Origin of the sequence: Dickeya poaceiphila (assembly GCF_007858975.2) — a bacterium.
GTDB classification, from domain to species: domain Bacteria; phylum Pseudomonadota; class Gammaproteobacteria; order Enterobacterales; family Enterobacteriaceae; genus Dickeya; species Dickeya poaceiphila.
In genome coordinates, this window is the sequence record NZ_CP042220.2 from 3,801,940 (window position 1) to 3,818,539 (window position 16,600).

At 45.6% G+C, this 16,600-nt stretch carries 15 protein-coding genes and 2 pseudogenes; 3 read left to right on the top strand and 14 right to left on the bottom strand.

Translation table 11 applies throughout. From position 1 onward, the window contains the following. Positions 1–396: 396 nt before the first annotated feature. The 3 genes and pseudogenes from Dpoa569_RS19670 to Dpoa569_RS17045 all read right to left on the bottom strand — a co-directional run. Positions 397–747 (bottom strand): annotated as a pseudogene (locus Dpoa569_RS19670) (IS630 family transposase); the annotation flags it as partial. A 101-nt stretch (positions 748–848) separates the two neighbouring features. Beyond that, the gene (locus tag Dpoa569_RS17040) at positions 849–1,310 is read right to left on the bottom strand and encodes a GNAT family N-acetyltransferase (RefSeq protein ID WP_050569382.1); all 462 of its coding nucleotides are present in this window, start codon (positions 1,308–1,310) and stop codon (positions 849–851) included. 125 nt (positions 1,311–1,435) lie between these two features. Then, a pseudogene (locus tag Dpoa569_RS17045) lies at positions 1,436–1,621 on the bottom strand (IS630 family transposase); the annotation flags it as partial. Positions 1,622–1,688: 67 nt separating this feature from the next. Here Dpoa569_RS17045 and Dpoa569_RS17050 point away from each other — a divergent pair. The 3 genes from Dpoa569_RS17050 (at position 1,689) to Dpoa569_RS17060 (ending at position 4,643) form a co-directional block, all read left to right on the top strand. Continuing rightward, complete coding sequence (locus Dpoa569_RS17050) at positions 1,689–3,221, top strand: IS3 family transposase (protein ID WP_146411592.1); 1,533 nt, start codon at positions 1,689–1,691, stop codon at positions 3,219–3,221. Between the two features lie 278 nt (positions 3,222–3,499). Then, positions 3,500–3,751 (top strand): HTH domain-containing protein, encoded by a 252-nt coding sequence (locus tag Dpoa569_RS17055; RefSeq protein WP_164837097.1) that lies wholly within the window; start codon positions 3,500–3,502, stop codon positions 3,749–3,751. Between the two features lies 1 nt (position 3,752). Next, on the top strand, positions 3,753–4,643 hold the full coding sequence (locus Dpoa569_RS17060; protein ID WP_050569381.1) for a DNA adenine methylase: 891 nt from the start codon (positions 3,753–3,755) through the stop codon (positions 4,641–4,643). Here the strand turns inward: Dpoa569_RS17060 and Dpoa569_RS17065 are convergent. The 11 genes from Dpoa569_RS17065 to Dpoa569_RS17115 all read right to left on the bottom strand — a co-directional run bounded on the left by Dpoa569_RS17065 (position 4,640) and on the right by Dpoa569_RS17115 (position 16,600). Next, complete coding sequence (locus Dpoa569_RS17065) at positions 4,640–5,356, bottom strand: hypothetical protein (protein ID WP_042873749.1); 717 nt, start codon at positions 5,354–5,356, stop codon at positions 4,640–4,642. The genes Dpoa569_RS17060 and Dpoa569_RS17065 overlap by 4 nt on opposite strands. Before the next feature lie 243 nt (positions 5,357–5,599). Then, positions 5,600–6,100 (bottom strand): serine acetyltransferase, encoded by a 501-nt coding sequence (locus Dpoa569_RS17070; protein ID WP_042868356.1) that lies wholly within the window; start codon positions 6,098–6,100, stop codon positions 5,600–5,602. Between the two features lie 26 nt (positions 6,101–6,126). Beyond that, on the bottom strand, positions 6,127–7,521 hold the full coding sequence (locus Dpoa569_RS17075) for a DUF4832 domain-containing protein (protein WP_042868354.1): 1,395 nt from the start codon (positions 7,519–7,521) through the stop codon (positions 6,127–6,129). Positions 7,522–7,559: 38 nt separating this feature from the next. Then, the gene (locus Dpoa569_RS17080) at positions 7,560–7,967 is read right to left on the bottom strand and encodes a membrane protein (protein ID WP_042868352.1); all 408 of its coding nucleotides are present in this window, start codon (positions 7,965–7,967) and stop codon (positions 7,560–7,562) included. A gap of 18 nt (positions 7,968–7,985) precedes the next feature. Next, the gene (locus Dpoa569_RS17085) at positions 7,986–9,098 is read right to left on the bottom strand and encodes a glycosyltransferase family 4 protein (protein ID WP_042868350.1); all 1,113 of its coding nucleotides are present in this window, start codon (positions 9,096–9,098) and stop codon (positions 7,986–7,988) included. Position 9,099: 1 nt separating this feature from the next. Next, positions 9,100–10,311 (bottom strand): glycosyltransferase family 4 protein, encoded by a 1,212-nt coding sequence (locus Dpoa569_RS17090; protein ID WP_146411730.1) that lies wholly within the window; start codon positions 10,309–10,311, stop codon positions 9,100–9,102. A 9-nt stretch (positions 10,312–10,320) separates the two neighbouring features. Further along, complete coding sequence (locus Dpoa569_RS17095; RefSeq protein WP_042868349.1) at positions 10,321–11,310, bottom strand: glycosyltransferase family 2 protein; 990 nt, start codon at positions 11,308–11,310, stop codon at positions 10,321–10,323. Next, positions 11,307–12,686 carry a hypothetical protein gene (locus Dpoa569_RS17100; protein ID WP_042868348.1) on the bottom strand — a complete coding sequence of 460 codons (1,380 nt, stop codon included), beginning with the start codon at positions 12,684–12,686 and terminating at the stop codon, positions 11,307–11,309. The genes Dpoa569_RS17095 and Dpoa569_RS17100 overlap by 4 nt, the downstream gene beginning before the upstream one ends. Beyond that, positions 12,683–13,894: a lipopolysaccharide biosynthesis protein gene (locus Dpoa569_RS17105; RefSeq protein WP_042873748.1), complete on the bottom strand. Its 1,212-nt coding sequence runs from the start codon at positions 13,892–13,894 to the stop codon at positions 12,683–12,685. Before Dpoa569_RS17105 ends, Dpoa569_RS17100 begins: the two co-directional genes overlap by 4 nt. Before the next feature lie 13 nt (positions 13,895–13,907). Beyond that, complete coding sequence (locus tag Dpoa569_RS17110; protein ID WP_146411595.1) at positions 13,908–16,040, bottom strand: GumC family protein; 2,133 nt, start codon at positions 16,038–16,040, stop codon at positions 13,908–13,910. A 2-nt stretch (positions 16,041–16,042) separates the two neighbouring features. Continuing rightward, positions 16,043–16,600 (bottom strand): polysaccharide biosynthesis/export family protein, encoded by a 558-nt coding sequence (locus Dpoa569_RS17115; RefSeq protein WP_042868344.1) that lies wholly within the window; start codon positions 16,598–16,600, stop codon positions 16,043–16,045.

The window sequence follows — 16,600 nt, forward strand, 5'->3', positions numbered from 1 at the left end:
ACAAAAAAATGAAACATTAAAATAAAAAACAAACAAAAGACATTAATTATACAGTTAACAACTATCAAAGGCACTATTTTAAAGAACAAAAAACCACAAAATTATTTTAATAAAGAATATTATTTTAAATAAACAAAAACATCAATATAAAATAAAAAACCAAAAAAATAAAAAAGTACAAAATTTAATTACGCAAGATTGCAATATAAAGAAATAAAATCTGGAAAATGATTTAATTCACATCTGAAAGCAGCCATATTTTAATTGATATGACTTTCTTATACATTAATTAACGCATCATATTACCGCTCCACTTTAACCAGCCCATACTTATTACCGGGTAACGACAAATCGGCATTCATAAATTGGTTTATCTGACCAGTAATGACCACATGTATCTGCCTGTTTCAGATACCAATGCAAGGTGGCGCGGTGACGCGTTATATCAAAAAGCCTGTTGACGATCAGCAGCGGCAACGCCTGAATAATATCGGCGGACAGCCACAGTGGAGCACGTGCTGATCTGAGGCTTTTAGCCCTTCAATGCCCTGTAAAGTAAACTAATTTATCCCTCTTCCAACGGAAGAACGGGTAGCGTATAGCATGTTGGCGACCTCGGTGACGGTCATTCCTCATGCAGCATCAGTACGGCAATAAGCCGTCTGGCATGATGTTTATCACGCGTTGCTGGGCTGCTTTACGCATTAGTTGTCGCTCTTCACCAGAGATAGCCGCTATGATCGGCATCGCTGAGTTCGGTTGGTGATGTATGATTTTTGGCGATTGATCAGATCGTTCAACCCAAATCCGCAGTTCCATTTACGTGATCGACTAATTTGAGAAGCCATTTAGCCTAATAGTTTCTTTTCAAAACAAATCGCTTCTTCCCGCCCCTTGTAAACACCATAATTATCAATAACATGATAACCATTTGCCAAATAAAACCGCACCGCAGCCTCATTTACCTTCCGAGTCTCAAGGCAGACAGAAAGGTAACCATAATCAAATGCAGCCGTTTCCAGAGCCTGAAGGACCATTCGACCAAATCCCTTATTTTTTTCTAATGAAAACATTCTTTTAATTTCACACACATGTGCCATTAATGGCCGAAACCCACCACAAGCTACAGCCTTACCCTTATTCAAAACCAACAAAAATAAAGCGCCCTCCTCGGAAAAATTGGACAACGCTGCGCGTTTTGAACCATCACTACCGCTGATATTCGAAAGAGAATCATTTAAAATTTGTATTAACTCCATAACCTGCTTATCGTCAGCCGGTTGGTTGATTATTTTAATTTCAATACTCATTAACACCTCTTTATTAAATTAGTCACTAAGATAATAGTAGGTTATACAGCATTAAAATTTTTGACCGATAGCGGGAAGATAAATAATTTGTCTTTCTGAGGATTTAATAACAAAGCGTAATAAACTTTATGGATAGCCGCCATTTTTTCTGCCTGGTGCGGGTCACAGATATACAGTGTCGGTACGGCCCGTCACCATACCAGCCCCGCCGCAGGCAACCAGCGACGGATTATACCGGCATGGAACTGGCATCCTGTTATCTCATTGATTTTTATTGTCAGCAGCTCAGTGCTCCAGCGGGAGCGCTGGTGTCAACAACACCGCTTAATGACCGCTTTGGGGGTGCGGACGATTTCCTGGACTCTCAGGAGATAATTTATGTATTCCAAAGCTGAGCGCCTTCGCGCTATTGAGCTCTATTTTAAATTCGGCAGAAAGATCACCTCTGTTATTCGTGAACTGGGCTACCCCACAGAACGCAACCTCCGGCGATGGGTACAGGCATGGGAAGCCAGCAGTGGCGATATCAGTTGCCTGCCCCGCAAAGAGCGCTACTCTGATGCGCAGAAACAGGCCGCCGTCGACCATTACCTTACGCACGGCTGCTGCCTTGCCCATACCCGAAGGACGCTGGGATACCCCTGCGGTGCGCTTCTTATTCGCTGGATAGATGAACTCCATCCCGGCTGGCGACGCATCCACACCAGTGTGCAAAACGCCAGCGCGCCCTTTAAGCCGGAGGTTAAGCTGCAGGCCGTCAGGGATCTGTGTACCCGGACCATCCCCGCCCAAAAAATCGCACAGGACGTGGGCGTCAGCCGGCAGGTGTTGTATAAATGGAAAGACGAGGCCATCGGCGATGAGACTTACCAGTTCATGCGAAAAAATGACGACCCCTCCCTTATCCAGGAACGTGATGCGCTACGGGAAGAGCTTGCCCGGCTCACTCAGGCGGTAAAGCGCCAGCAGCTGGAACTGGATATCCTGAAGAAGGCGGAGGAAATAATAAAAAAAGACCCGGGCATCAGCGTCAGCACCCTGACAAACAGGGAAAAGACGAAGGTCGCTGATGCCCTCAGAGATACACATCCACTGCCAGTGCTGCTGAGCACCCTGAGGCTCGCCCGCAGCAGCTATTTTTATCACCGTGCAGCACTGCGTGCCGGTGATAAACACGCCGGTGTGCGCGTCAGCCTGTCGGAGATCTTCCACGCCAACTACCGCTGTTACGGCTACCGCCGCCTGCACGCAATGCTCCGTCATGAAGGCGTCCGGCTCTCTGAAAAAGTCGTGCGCAGGCTGATGTCAGAAGAAAAGCTTGTTGTCAGTACAGCCCGTCGACGGCGTTACAGCTCGTACTGCGGAGAAATCGGGGTGGCCCCTGATAATCTTCTTGCGAGGGACTTCACCGCCGGGTTGCCCAATCAGAAGTGGCTGACGGATATCACGGAGTTCCATCTGCCCGCAGGCAAAGTGTGGCTGTCACCAGTCGTGGACTGCTTCGACGGTAAGGTGGTGAGCTGGTCGTTGGGCACCCGGCCAGACGCGATGCTTGCCAACAGCATACTGGAAAGAGCGATCGGCACGCTAAAACCGCCCGAACGTCCGATCATACACAGCGATCGCGGCGGACATTACCGGTGGCCGGGGTGGTTACAGAGAATATCATCCTCGGGCCTGGTGCGCTCTATGTCGCGCAAAGGTTGCTCTCCGGATAATGCGGCGTGCGAAGGGTTCTTCGGACGGCTGAAAAACGAGATGTATTATGGTCGCAACTGGTCAGGTGTAACGCTGGATGACTTTATGAAGCAGGTGGATGGCTACATCCGCTGGTACAATAGTCATCGGATCAAGCTGTCGCTGGGCGCAGTGAGCCCTGAAACGTACCGGAAAAGACTGGGGTTAATCTAATCAACCAGTCCAGGAAATCGTCCGCACCCAAAGCGGTCATTAAGCGGTGTTGTTGACATTGCTGACACTGGTAACCGAAATCACAGGGTAAGTGTTTCACAAGTTGTACCAGCAACGCACAATTCGGACTGAGTTACCTCCAAGTGATCTACTATTTGGCGCAGCTATTTAGTTGTCAGAGCCACTATGTAAGCTGTAGACCTAGCATGCCATTGCATGCTATGATCTTATTATTAATAGCCATAAAAAGTGCTTGATATATGCCTTGGGACAGAAATGTGAGTCGTAATGAACAACTTATGCTCCAAGTGTTAGAGTCTGCTGTGCAGCCTCTAAATCTGAGAGAGATAGTTAATGCAATAAATGCTATCGATAATACTAGTCTGGCTGGAAAAACTCCGGAGAAATCGCTTTATTCGATAATTTATAGGCGTGAAAAAAGAAGAAAAGAAAATGGTCAAACACCAATATTCATAGTAAATAAACGTGGTGGAACACAGTATTACTCAGTAAATAAAGAGGCCATTTAAAATGAGTGTTCCTCATATAATTCCTTACCAAGGAAGTAAAAGAAAAATAGCAAATGAAATATTAAGTAATATTGAATTTAAGGTTGAAGGAAGACTTTTTGAACCTTTTTCTGGTTCGGCTGCAATCACCTTATCTGCTGCGAGTCAGGAAATAGCAAGGGGTTATGTTATAGGTGATAAATATAAACCACTAATTGACCTGTGGAAGGCTATCATTGATTCTCCCGATAAGGTTGCGGATGAGTACCATAGACTTTGGAATGCCCAACTTTATGATCCAAAAGATTTTTTTTCTAAAACCAGAAATCAGTTCAATATTGATAACGATCCAGTTAAGTTTCTTTATTTAGTCGCACGTTGTGTAAAAAATGCTATTAGATTCAATGTTCAAGGCGAGTTTAATCAATCTCCAGATAATCGGAGACTAGGAACGAAGCCTGATCGTGTGAAAAGGGAAGCTGATAGAGTATCGAGGTTATTATCTGGAAAAGTTGAATTTCGCTCAGGTGACTTCATGGAAATACTCAAAGATGTAACTCCTGAAGATGTTGTTTATATGGATCCACCTTGGCAAGGAACAAGCAATAAAAAAGATCCTAGGTATGCATATTTATTAGATTTGGAGCGTTTAATCGAAGGGCTTAGTGACCTTAATCAGCGCGGTATTCCTTATCTACTATCATTTGATGGGACTTGTGGAGATAGGACCTATGGTAATGAACTGCCAGCAGAGTTAGGCCTGACAAAAACAGGCATTCATGCTGGCAGATCGAGTCAGGCCACCCTTCTGGGAAGAGATGATGTGACTATTGAGTCTCTATATCTATCTCCCGCTCTGGTTGAACGGGGTGAATTTACCAGGGGAAACGTTCAGCTTAAAATGTTCGCCTAACCATTATAGCGCTTGTGAATTATAGCTTTTATCAATTCCTGAGGAGAGCAGCCAATGTTAACGCTCTCCTTGTATAGGCTATCAAAATCTTTAACTTCTTTACCTTCCCAGGTCAGATTTATACTTCTCTGGGTGCGCATCGCAACGTGTGTATAATTTTCTGGGGTAGCCCAGTAACAAGTCTTGCAAATATTTAGATCAAAATAATTTTTCAGATTTTCACAATGCTCACAGTCCCAGGATTTGGATCTCTGCATAGATTTTGATAGAAGCATGAAATCTTCAGAGTTGCGCTCTCCTGCAATATCCCCAGAGATATAATATGGAACTCTGTGATCGATTTGTAATTCATAAGCGGGAAGAGGCTGTTTAGATATTGAACAGAATAGGCCATCACGCTCTATAAGTTTACCTTTTAAAGAGTGAGGAAAGTTTATTCTACCGCCGAATTTGTGTTTTTTAATATCTGAAGCGGGACCAAATATATATTCGGCTATTGTTCTATTGTCAGAACTCTTAATGTTTCTAGTTATTAGTGGAACTCCGTTGTCTCTTACATCACCAACGGCGCGAGCTCCATGAACAAAACCAGCATTTCTAATTTGTTCAGAGTTTATTGATCCATATTGAACGATATGATTTATTACAAAAATCGCCCGAGAACTGCAAACTTTCAAGACATCCCTTAAATAATCTTCAAGCTCTTTTTCCACAATCCATAATCTCAGCATCAAAAAATAGCATCATGATAACCATGTTTTGATACTGACATCAATCATAATGCTGGCTTGATTGTTTTTCATTTATTATCAATTCGTTGAGTATGGTTTAGGTTTAATTTTCAACATGTAAAAGTTCACGGTTAACTGCATTAGGATGCTTTTTAACCAGAGAACTCTATTACGCGGTAAGACTAAATTCTGGGGGGACTACACGCACACAGCGCCTGCACGCACTCAATTCAACTCCCTGACCCCATACCCCACGACCACTTTATTCGCAGCAAGACTCTTGGTGACCACCGTTCCGGCCCCCACTTTTACGTTATCACCTAACGTAATATCGCCAAGCAGAATGGCATTGGCGCCAAGCTCCACCTGGTTACCCAATACCGGGCTTTTCGTGACCTGACCATCACGGTTTATCACACTGCCAATGGTCACGCCCTGCCGTAACGTACAGTTGTCCCCAATGATTACGTCATAATTCACCACAATGCAGTGAGGGTGATATATTTTCAGCCCAAACCCAATTTGGGTTCTGTGTGGAATTTCCACACAGAACACCCACTCATTAATAACTTTATTCAGAATCACAAAAGGAATGCTGATAATTTTCAGCAGCGCATTTGATGACTGGTAGAGGGTAGCAAGGCGAAACAACAATATTACCAGTTTAGCTTTAACACTGCCCGCTGCTTTAACTTCACGCCATACATGGCCAATATTTTTCAGCATATGAATATCTATTCTTTATTCCGCGCTCAGCGCACCGTTACTGTGGAAACCCGATACCAACCATCAGCCTGTTTGCCTTCGTTGGCAAGATTAATTCGTGATACCCCTTTCGCATCCAGCATCGCCACATCGATATTATACTGCCCGGCTGGCAGCGCTTCCGGCATTGCCAGTTGATAAATGAACGAATGCTGCCCCGGCAGCCAGGCACGGACATTCTCCGTCGTTTTACCCATAATCATCACGTTATTAGCATCATTCGCTACACGATAAGCCAAATCATATTTCAGATAAATGGGTGCTACACCGTCATTAAACCACTGGCTGTTTAATGTCAGGCTCTGCCCTTTCGCCAATTCAGACTCATGGGTTAAAGAAGCCAGGCGGAAACGGTAGCCAAGTTTAGTCAACGCGTTATCCACAATATCCCGATATGCAGCGGGTACGATGCGCGATTTCAAATTAATGGTACTGGCATGTTGTGCCAGCGCCCAGTCAAATGTCGCCTGCACTTGCTCACGCGTATAATGCTGAACGCTCTGCCACTCCGACATATAACCACAGATTTCCAGACTCACCGGCGCACGTTGCCACACAGAACTAAAATTTGGATAAAGGACTCCAGCATTCTGTAGCTGTTGAGGATAATAATCTTGCATGTGACTCCATGTTGCTGAAAAGTTATGCCAGTCTCCCCAGCAATCTGCACGCCATCCCGCGCCTTGTTTCGCTGCACTTGCCAGCGTATCGCCACCGTTAATTAACATAATTTTTGGGCTGTTGGGAAACGCCGTAACATACATGCTGACGTATGTATCCAGTTGGGCTGAGGTATAGCGCTCCAGTAGCGGCTTAATCGAGGGAAAATTGCTGTTGTGCCACTCGCCCCATGAACCTATCAAGCCAATATCGATATAAGCCAGGTTTAAATTACCGTCATAACGCTTACCAAAAGCGTTAAGCAAACGCTGGCTGTATTTGATAAACACCGGGTCGGTCCAATCCGGTACAAACGTTTTTTTATCCGGCGTCCACTCCCCTTTGATGCCTTTTTGGATCAACCAATCAGGAATTTTTGAACCACTGGCAGGCTCATCCAGAGCCATAAAACGCAGCCCTACCGCCATCGCAGGCTGATGCTGGCGAGCCAGATCGAAAACGGTATCCACAAGCTGAAAGTTATATTGCCCTTCTGCCGGCTCCAGTTCGCTCCAGTAAAAGCGATCATATTCAATGCCGGTATCAGGATAATCAGCCAGCGATAATGTGGTGCTATTACCTTTATTAAAGCTGGCAACGCCATTGCCCGGATTGGTTAACGGACCATTTAGCCCTCTGGGAGTGACGGTCGTCATAGATTCGCCAGCCATCCCCAACGCCGAAAATAACAAACCTCCTAACGCAATAACTTTAAAGTTCATTTATGACTCCTTATTTCCACATCAGCAGAAACCGGAGGTCAGTGATCCTTCAGGCTGAGCCACCAATCCCAAATCCCTAAGTGGAAATGTGGGAAAATGTCAATACCCAAGGCAGACTTAATCATATATAGCGTTAATAACGTCGCAAGCGTGCAGAACAACCCAAGAAACAGGATCAACGCCGTCAGCAGAATGCGAAATAGCGTCGATTCTTTACGTGGACGCTTACGGTGGTCCAGACCGAACAAAAAAACGAAGTAATAGCGCCGGTTCAAAAAAGGAAAACTTTTACGCACATCGATCCAATGCATTGACGATGCCGTGACAGACAACACTGCCTGCTCAACGGCCAGTCGTTGTTCCGATGTCAGTTCTGTGTCGGTTTTGTCATCAAGCGCTTCATAGAAGCGTTCAATGACTAACGGGCGTTTATTAGATTCGTTCACTATTAACCTATTGATGTATTAACTCGATAATTTATTTACTGAGGTGTAAACGGCCATCGTTTGTTGCGCGATTTTTTGCCAATTATACCGTTGTAAATATTCAGAGTAATCAACAGATAACGATTTAGAACGCTGTGCGATTTTTTCAGATAAATCTGCCACGTCTCCTACATTGAAATACGCGTCTGATGCTAATTTCACCTCCAGATTGGCTGGAATATTACTGACCACGGCAGGCAATGAGAACGACATTGCCTCCAGCAACGCAATAGGTAACCCTTCATGATATGAGGGCATTACAAATAGTTTAGCTTGTGAAAAGACAGTTTGTAGTTCGTGCCCCATTAAAAATCCGGTCAGGATCACATTGGGGGTTTCATGGGCTAACTGTTTTAACCGTTCGCTATATGCAGTCGGGTGATCAGCATCGCCAACCAAAACCAGCGGCATCTGGATGCCTGATTGCTTATAGGCGGCGATAAGGTCGTGCAGACCTTTTTCTTCCACGAAACGGCCTACTGCAACCACATAATTTTGCGGCTGAAGGGAAAAACGCGACAGCGTTTGATTAATCACTTCAGGTGTCAATTGCTGAGATAGGCTCACACCGTTATAAATAAGATGCGCATCATCCCGGCCATATTTTCTTTTGATCATCTCGTTAATGACTTCGGAGATCACAATCACTTCATTGGCATATTTCACTGCAACCTTTTCACCCAGCAACAGCACTTTTTTAGCCAGAAATCCCCATTTCTGACGTTCATAATCCGGTCCATGGTGAGTAAAAACCACTTTTTTACCCAATAAACGTAACAGCGGCACCACCAGGCCGGGGCCAATAGCGTGAACATGCACCACAGTGGACTTATCAAAACAGGTCGCAAATGCAGCGAGAACAGAATGAACGATTGCCTCTAATGACCGTTTTTTCGGCGCTAATAACGCACGGGTCATCACTCCGCGATACTGTGATTCTTTATAATTGACATAGGGTGAGCGTGCCAGAACACAAATATCTACATCAAAGTGCTGTTTTATAGTTGGGTATAAATTTTGGCAATGTGTTTCCACACCGCCAGACACGTTTGGAATACCACGTGTACCCAAGACGGTAATCTTAGTTGTCATATTATTTTTCGCTTATTATTTCCTGATAAAGCGCTAATAAAGATGCTGTGTGTGTATGCAATGAATATTTTTCGCTAAGACGCTGACGCGCGTTCAATCCCATTTCTCTGGCTTTTTGTGGATTTACCGCCAGGTCATCAAGCACATCGGCCAGCGCCTGGACATTACCCGGCTCGAATAAAATGCCATCGATATTATCGCGGATTTGTTCGGGAATACCGCCAATACGACCACCCACCACCGGTTTGGCGAACGCCATAGACTCCAGTACCGACATTGAGCAGTTCTCATAATATTCGGAAGGAACCACCACCGCACGAGCCTTTCTAATCAGCGTATTAAGCTCTTCGCCCTGTTGTTTATAACCCAGGAATTCCGCATTCGGAAATTGTGCGATCAGATCGTCATACAGCGGTCCGCTACCCGCTATTTTTAACGGGATTTTATTCCGCATTTGCTGATGTGCGCGGGCCAGAGTAGCAACGCCTTTTTCCCGACTCAGGCGGCCAATAAACAGAAAATAACCTTCGTCTTCAATGTCCTCTAACGGCTGGCTGTCATCAATCCCGTTCACAATAACATCGATACGAGAATGCGGCAGTTTACGAATGAGTTGGCTGCGTAAAAATTCGCTGGGTGAAATAATCACATCCAGCGCCTGATAATTTTGGGCAATATTCTGCCAGGCCGCCTCTAGCGAAAGCAGCAGGCTTTTTGATGCAGAACCCTGCTGACAACGGTATTTAACCGCGTTAAAGACCGAACCGGTTAAACAAGCATCGCAAACCTTGCCATCACGCAGCATGGTGTATGAAGGGCAGATAATTTTGTAGTCATGAGCCGTTAACACGGTTTTACAACCAAACTTCCGTGCGACATTAATCAACGACGGCGTAAGCTGGTGGTAGATATTATGGAAATGGACAATATCCGGTTTTTCTTTACGCAATAGCGCCAACAACTTTTTGCAGGCTTGCGCATTATGAATAAAGTTAACCGCGGTTTTTACCGCCGCTACCACGCCACTGTGCTGGTGGTAATCCACATTATTGACAAAATAGGGCGCGTAGTCTGACGGGAAATTATTTTCATGTTGCATGGAGAAAGCGATAACCTCAACACCGGCTGCTTTCAGCATTTCACTTTCCTGAAAATAAACCGTTTCTGCGCCACCCTTGATATAGAAAAATTTATTGACTAATAAAACTTTCATCATCCCAGCCTATTCATGAATAACCTTGCTGTCTGGCGGAGTCATAGGGTCGCGCATTGTTCTGCTTAACCCCTTTACCAACCCAGCCGAAAATACCGTCAGGTTCATCACGCTTTGCAATCCATTCAATAGTGAGCGGTTCTTAACCGTTTTTAATGCCACAAAAATTAGTAACGGCAATAACGTTATGCCAATCACACTGGCGCTAAACGTCAATAATCCCAGCAGCAGCGCCAACAGATACACCGCAAAAATCGCCTCGTTTTTAACAATTTTTAATGCCTCGCGGAAATGGGGGGTGCCCCATGCGCTGCGCAACAACTCGCCCGGCGCCCAAAGAAAACCCGTTGTCCAACGATATTGCAGCATTTTAAATGTTGGCATGGTGTACGAGGTGTGACGAAAATAAGGCACACTCAAGCGATGTAATTTATATCCGGCAGCGTGCAGACGAATGCCTAATTCAGCCTCTTCATAACCATGCAGGCTGCGGTGGGTGAGATAGCCTATTTTTTCAATGGCCGAACGGCGGTATAACCCCCCGCCCCCAAGATGGCTACAATCGCCCAGCGGATATATTTTATGAATGCGTTGCTTGCGCGATTTAAATTCATAATTTGCCGCATCATCCATTTCTACCGTTCCAGCCACGCCGGCGTACTCTGGATGTGCCGCCAAAAATGCAATCCCTTGCTCAATAAAGCCGTCTTCCAGCACCATATCGCCATCCATTAGCAGGAGATAATCCCCCTGGCTGTACAGATAGCCAAGCTGGTGCCCCACGCCACAACAGCGTTCAGACGGTTCCGTCAGCGACACCACGGTTACGCCTTTGGCGCTGGCAAGCTGCTGAGTGTTGTCGGTTGACAAGCTATCGGCAACAATAATTTTATGAGGGTAATCGGCAATATGGCGACGAATACTATCGATAGTTTTCTCGATACATTCCGCCTCATTGAACGTTTTAATACTCACTGAAATAAAAGGTTTATCACTCATACAGTCTTTCCCGTATAACGGTGGACAGAATGGCGTATCACCAGACTTGAGCCTAGTGATAAATAAAATAGGAATTGCAACATGGGAATAATCATCAGAATCTGACTATAGGGCAGACTCAACAGACAGCCAATTGCAAACACATTAAATGCCGGAGAAAAACTTAGCAATTGCAGATCCTGCCGGTCTAACTCATTACGCTCCAGCACTGGCTTTGGATGTGCAATAATTAATATATAAACAGTTAATCCAATAAAAAATAGTGTTCCTACCACACCCACTTCCCATAGCAACACACTTAATGAAGTCGAATCAATAATCAGGTTATAGATAATATTTAAAAACCCCGGAGAAACGGCACTACCACTATTGGTTGCATTTAATCCATAACCGAATAAAGTACCGGAAGGTCCCCACATATCGTGATTCTTCAACCAGAAAAATAGGGTAGTAAAACGCCCCAGCTCACCTGATTCCATAATATAATTGGTATCGAAAATATAACTTAACGAATCCAGAAATACGCTAGCGGCGCTTTTTGTTGGATCGCTGCCAAACGCCGAGGAGTAACCAGAAGCCAAAATCGTAATCGCCACGGTAATCAGTAACGCCATGCCGATCAAAATCAGTAAAATCGCTTTCAGGTTGACATTACTCAATCCATTAATATAACCCGGCATCATCCAAACACAGGCCAGTAATAACGGTGAAATCAGGATAACGAACTTCACTTCTCCCAGGATACAGAGGCTAAATCCCAAAATGATATGTAATGCCGTGGATTTAAAGGACGTCAAACCATGTTTAAACTCCGACACTTTCAGCAGCATAATCAGCAGACAGAACAACCCCATCGCTGCGGTATTCCCGCCACCCATGGGATCGCCGCCAAAAGTACCGACCACGGAATCCCATTTTTCATCTTCGCCACGCAAGGCTACCCGCTTTGGTAAAACGAATAACACCTGATAAAACACGACGGGAAATTGCGCGTAGAACACCCAATACAAGCTACAGGTCACGCGATAAATTTGTGATTCCCGGCAAAATCCCAGCAACAGGCAAAACATAATCAGCGATAACGCAATCTCGTTTTTAAAACCGACAATGGTGACGGTTATTCCCCCCTGCAATAGCGTAGACACCAACGCCATCGCCATAAAAGAGAGATAAAGCGTGATAACCATCAGTTCCTGGGTATCTAAATGCAATCCATCGTAACGGGTTTGCATGATGAGCAGCGCTGACATGATCAGAACCATAAAAAAGGGTAACCACAGCACCGCCAGCAAACCGGTGAAATATTGCGTCAGCCCACAAAACACCAACGTAATAAAGACATATGCCTGCAGATAATGTCCGGTATTTAAATTCATGATTCAGTCATCATGCTTTTCAGCGCATTAGCACGCTTATTCACTTTTATATAAATGAACGCGTAGCGCACCAGCGTCAATACCGAAAAAAGAATCATTGATGTAGCATACTGATGATAAAAATAAGGCACTATCACAAAAGCGATTAATACAATACTTAATTGCTCCAGCTGAATACGCAGAAAATAGCGATGAGATCCAAATATTAATTCAATCACCGTCAACGGACATACTGCCAGCGCCGGGAATAAGTAAGGTAACATATAGCGAGACGTAGGAATGGAATTGATCCATTCCTCGCTGAAAAAAAGATTCATCACCAACGGATAACACACAAACACACCTAATGTGCAGATGACGCCTGCTGCCAATAATACCCGACGAACCTTTTTGAATTCATCATAGTTAAATCGCTTATTTCTAAAATCGGCGGACCATGACGAAAAAATAGAGTTACGCACCGCATTGCCGATGATCACAACCGGCGACAGACAAAAACGGCTTACCACCGAAAAATAACCCGCAGTCAACGAAGAGAACCAAAAATTAATCAGCATAATCGGCAAATTATTATTTACCATCGCCAGCACTTCCGCACTGCCAACGCGGGTGAGGTGGTGAAAATGCTGAGTAAAGAATGCCGTATTACGCTGCAGACTAAAATGCCTAAACGTAATGATGTGAATATTAAATGAATACAAGATGCAGCCGCTAATCAGCGCCATCATGGTGCAAGCCCAAGCCCAATAAAAGGCGGAGCTATGTGAGGTGAACACAACCGACAATACCACCACCGTCGAAACAGAAAGTCGCTGAAAAGCCAGAAAACGATAGTTGCCCGCGCGCAGCGATAAATTCTCGGCTATCAATACCAGCGCATAGGAAAGCGTGAGCAGGTAGAGAAAGAATACGTTTTGCTGGAACAACCATGCGGTCAGTACGGCGTAAGGCACCGCAGTAATCAGGCTTTGCAGCGTACTGAACACCACGTTTTGCGCCAACTCACTGTCTTGCTGTTTTGGGATCAGCAGTTGCGATGCAAAGGTACAGACCTGTGCCCCCACCAGCACGATGCTGTAGTTCAGCGCGTAAATCCCCACCTCGGCCATATCATATTTATGAGAAATCAGCCAGATAGACAACGCGCCAATCAGTTGTGAAAGCACCGAGGAACTCGCAATGGTAGAAACACTTTTCAGTAAACTCATATTTTCACTAAACTCATAGATGACCTGTGCGGTTGATGAGCGCATTCATGTGATGGCTCAGGGAACGTATTCCCTCTTTGGTTTCAAGGTCGTTATCAGCCACCTGATTTATTACCGCGCCAATCAGCACCGCGTGGTGATGTTTCACTTTCTCAATGGCACTCAACACATCGCCAGCACGCCACGCACCGGCTTTCAATACAAAAATCAGCCCATCGGTCACCCGATTAATCAGTTGAATATCCTGAGTTTGATTCACAGCAGCCACGTCAATAATTATTCGCTGATAACGTGTTCTCAGTTCCGCCATCAACGTTGCGACCTGTTCGGATGACAGCATCAGCAAAGAAGACATCTGTGCATTACCACGCGGCAGGAAGCTTAAATTTTCACTGACCGTCACCAGAGCGGCATCCATAATGGATTGGTCTTGCAGTATTTCTGCCATGCCAATCGCAGAAGGTTGCGCCAAATCTTGCGTCAATCCGGCGTTGTTAAAGAAATCCAGATCGATAAGCAGCGTTTTTTGGTCCGCACTGAAGGATGTCGCCAGCAAATGCGCCAGCAGTGATCGCCCTTCACCGGCTTCCGTCGAACTGATGGCAATGGTTTGGCAGGATGGATGAGACAGCAAAATATGGGTCCTGATGCTGTGGACAATATCCACATCCAGCGGTGACTCGGTTATCAAGCGCACCACCTGTGTTCGTCTCAACCCATTGGTAAAACGGCGAATTTCACCCACTGGCTCCACATTAAGGCGCTTTTTCATCTGGCTGATGCTGTTGATTGAATTATCCAGCGCGGCTCTCACGATGAAATAAACCACCGAGAAAATCAGGGTCAGCATGACAGCCATCACCAGCAGCATCGCTTTATTCGGTTTCGACGGCTTGTCAGCCGGCACCGCAGGGTCATACAACACCGCATCCGGTTCTAAGTAGTTGCCGGCAAGCGTCTGCTCTTTGGTGCGTTGATAGAGCGCCTTATAGAGTTCTTTCGTTTTCTCCAGCGCCGTCGTCAGGTTGTTGTATTCATCACGTTTAGACGCCAGCGTCTGGAAGGCCGCTTTTTGTTGATCCAACAGTTGCTGATAGTATTTTTCATCCCTCAGCGCCGCTTGATACTGCTTACTCAGCCCCGTTTCCAGTTCGAGTAACACGGTGCGGGTCTGTTCCTCAATCGCCTGAACCTGGGCTTCCGCTTCCAAAATCTTGGTATGTTTCAGCCCATAGCGTTTGCGTAAATCATATAAAGAACGTCGGGCCTGCGTCAGCGCAATGCGCAAATCCTGAATCTGAGCATGATTAGAAATATCGGGCAGCGAAATGATGTTTTCCAGCGATTTTCCTGCATTCAAACGTACGCTGTTATAGTTCGTTTCTGCGGTGATGCGACGCTGGGTAGCATCCGCCAGCTTCGTGGTGACGATACCCAACTGTTCCGTTTCAAAACCATCCACACCACGGAACGTGAGCAACCCTTCTCTCTTTAGAAACTGATCGATAGCGGCCTGCTGCGCTACAACTTGCTGCCACACCTCTTCCATCTGTTTTTGGTTCAATTCCCTGGCTTTTAACGTCTTAAGGTGTTTTTGTCTCGCCGTATAATTAATGAATGCTTGCGCAACCCCGTTAGCGATTTCAGCCGAAAGCGCCGGCGATGCCGATTCATATGAGATAGTGGCGAGATGCGTGGTGCGAACACCGTTAATCGTCAGGTTTGGCACCATCGCTTTCAGCGCACGATCAACCTGTTGTTGCTCATCAGCCTGGTTATCCGCATTTTTGTCAGAATCACCGTTAATCGCTGAATTTTGGTACAATTTGATGTCCCGTACCGCTTGTTCAAGCACAATACGTGACTGCATCAACGCATACTGCGTTTCGTAATAGCCACTGCGGGTGGAATCGTAGCCATCGACCTGCGGCAAGGGTGAAACATTATCTTGTTGCGCTTTAATCAGCACCGTGGCCGTCGAAACATATTTAGGCGTGATCATGTTAATCAGCGGGTATGCCACTGCCGCAGCAACCAAGCCAGACAGGGCTATCTTCCAGCCGTTTTTTTTGAGTTCTTGGGCAAACCGGGAAAAGTCGATGGTGCTTTCCAGCTTTTTGCCGTTTTCCACAATAGATAGACTCATGTTCAGAAAAAACTCATACCAACAATCACGGTATCACCGGGATGAACTGTGTGTCTTACATCAACATTTTCAATCAGTTGATTGCTCTTCGACAGACGAATAGCAATATCTTTGCGGTCTGCACGATCAGTAAATCCACCGGCCAACGCCAGCGCTTTTTCAACGGTCAACCCCGGCTCGTAGCCATACCCATTCGGCTTGTGAACTTCACCCGTGATATAGAACTTCCGGAATTCGGCGATGCTGACCGTCACCATCGGATTTTGCAGATAGTCACCACGCAGGCGATGAGTCAATTCTTCGCTCACCTGCCCCGGCGTTTTTCCTTTCAACACCAGTTGACCGATATAGGGAAAAGTAATCGCGCCACTTTTATCCAACATGAATTTCATTGTCATCTCAGGCTCGCCGTATACCAGAATATTGACGGCGTCGCCTTCATCTAACTGATAACCGGTGTCCTCGCTGTCAGGTTTGTCCATCTGCTGCGGACTTGACAGGGTACATCCGGCCAGCAATGCGCTCAGGCACAGAAAAATGCACAGCTTTATTATTCTCAC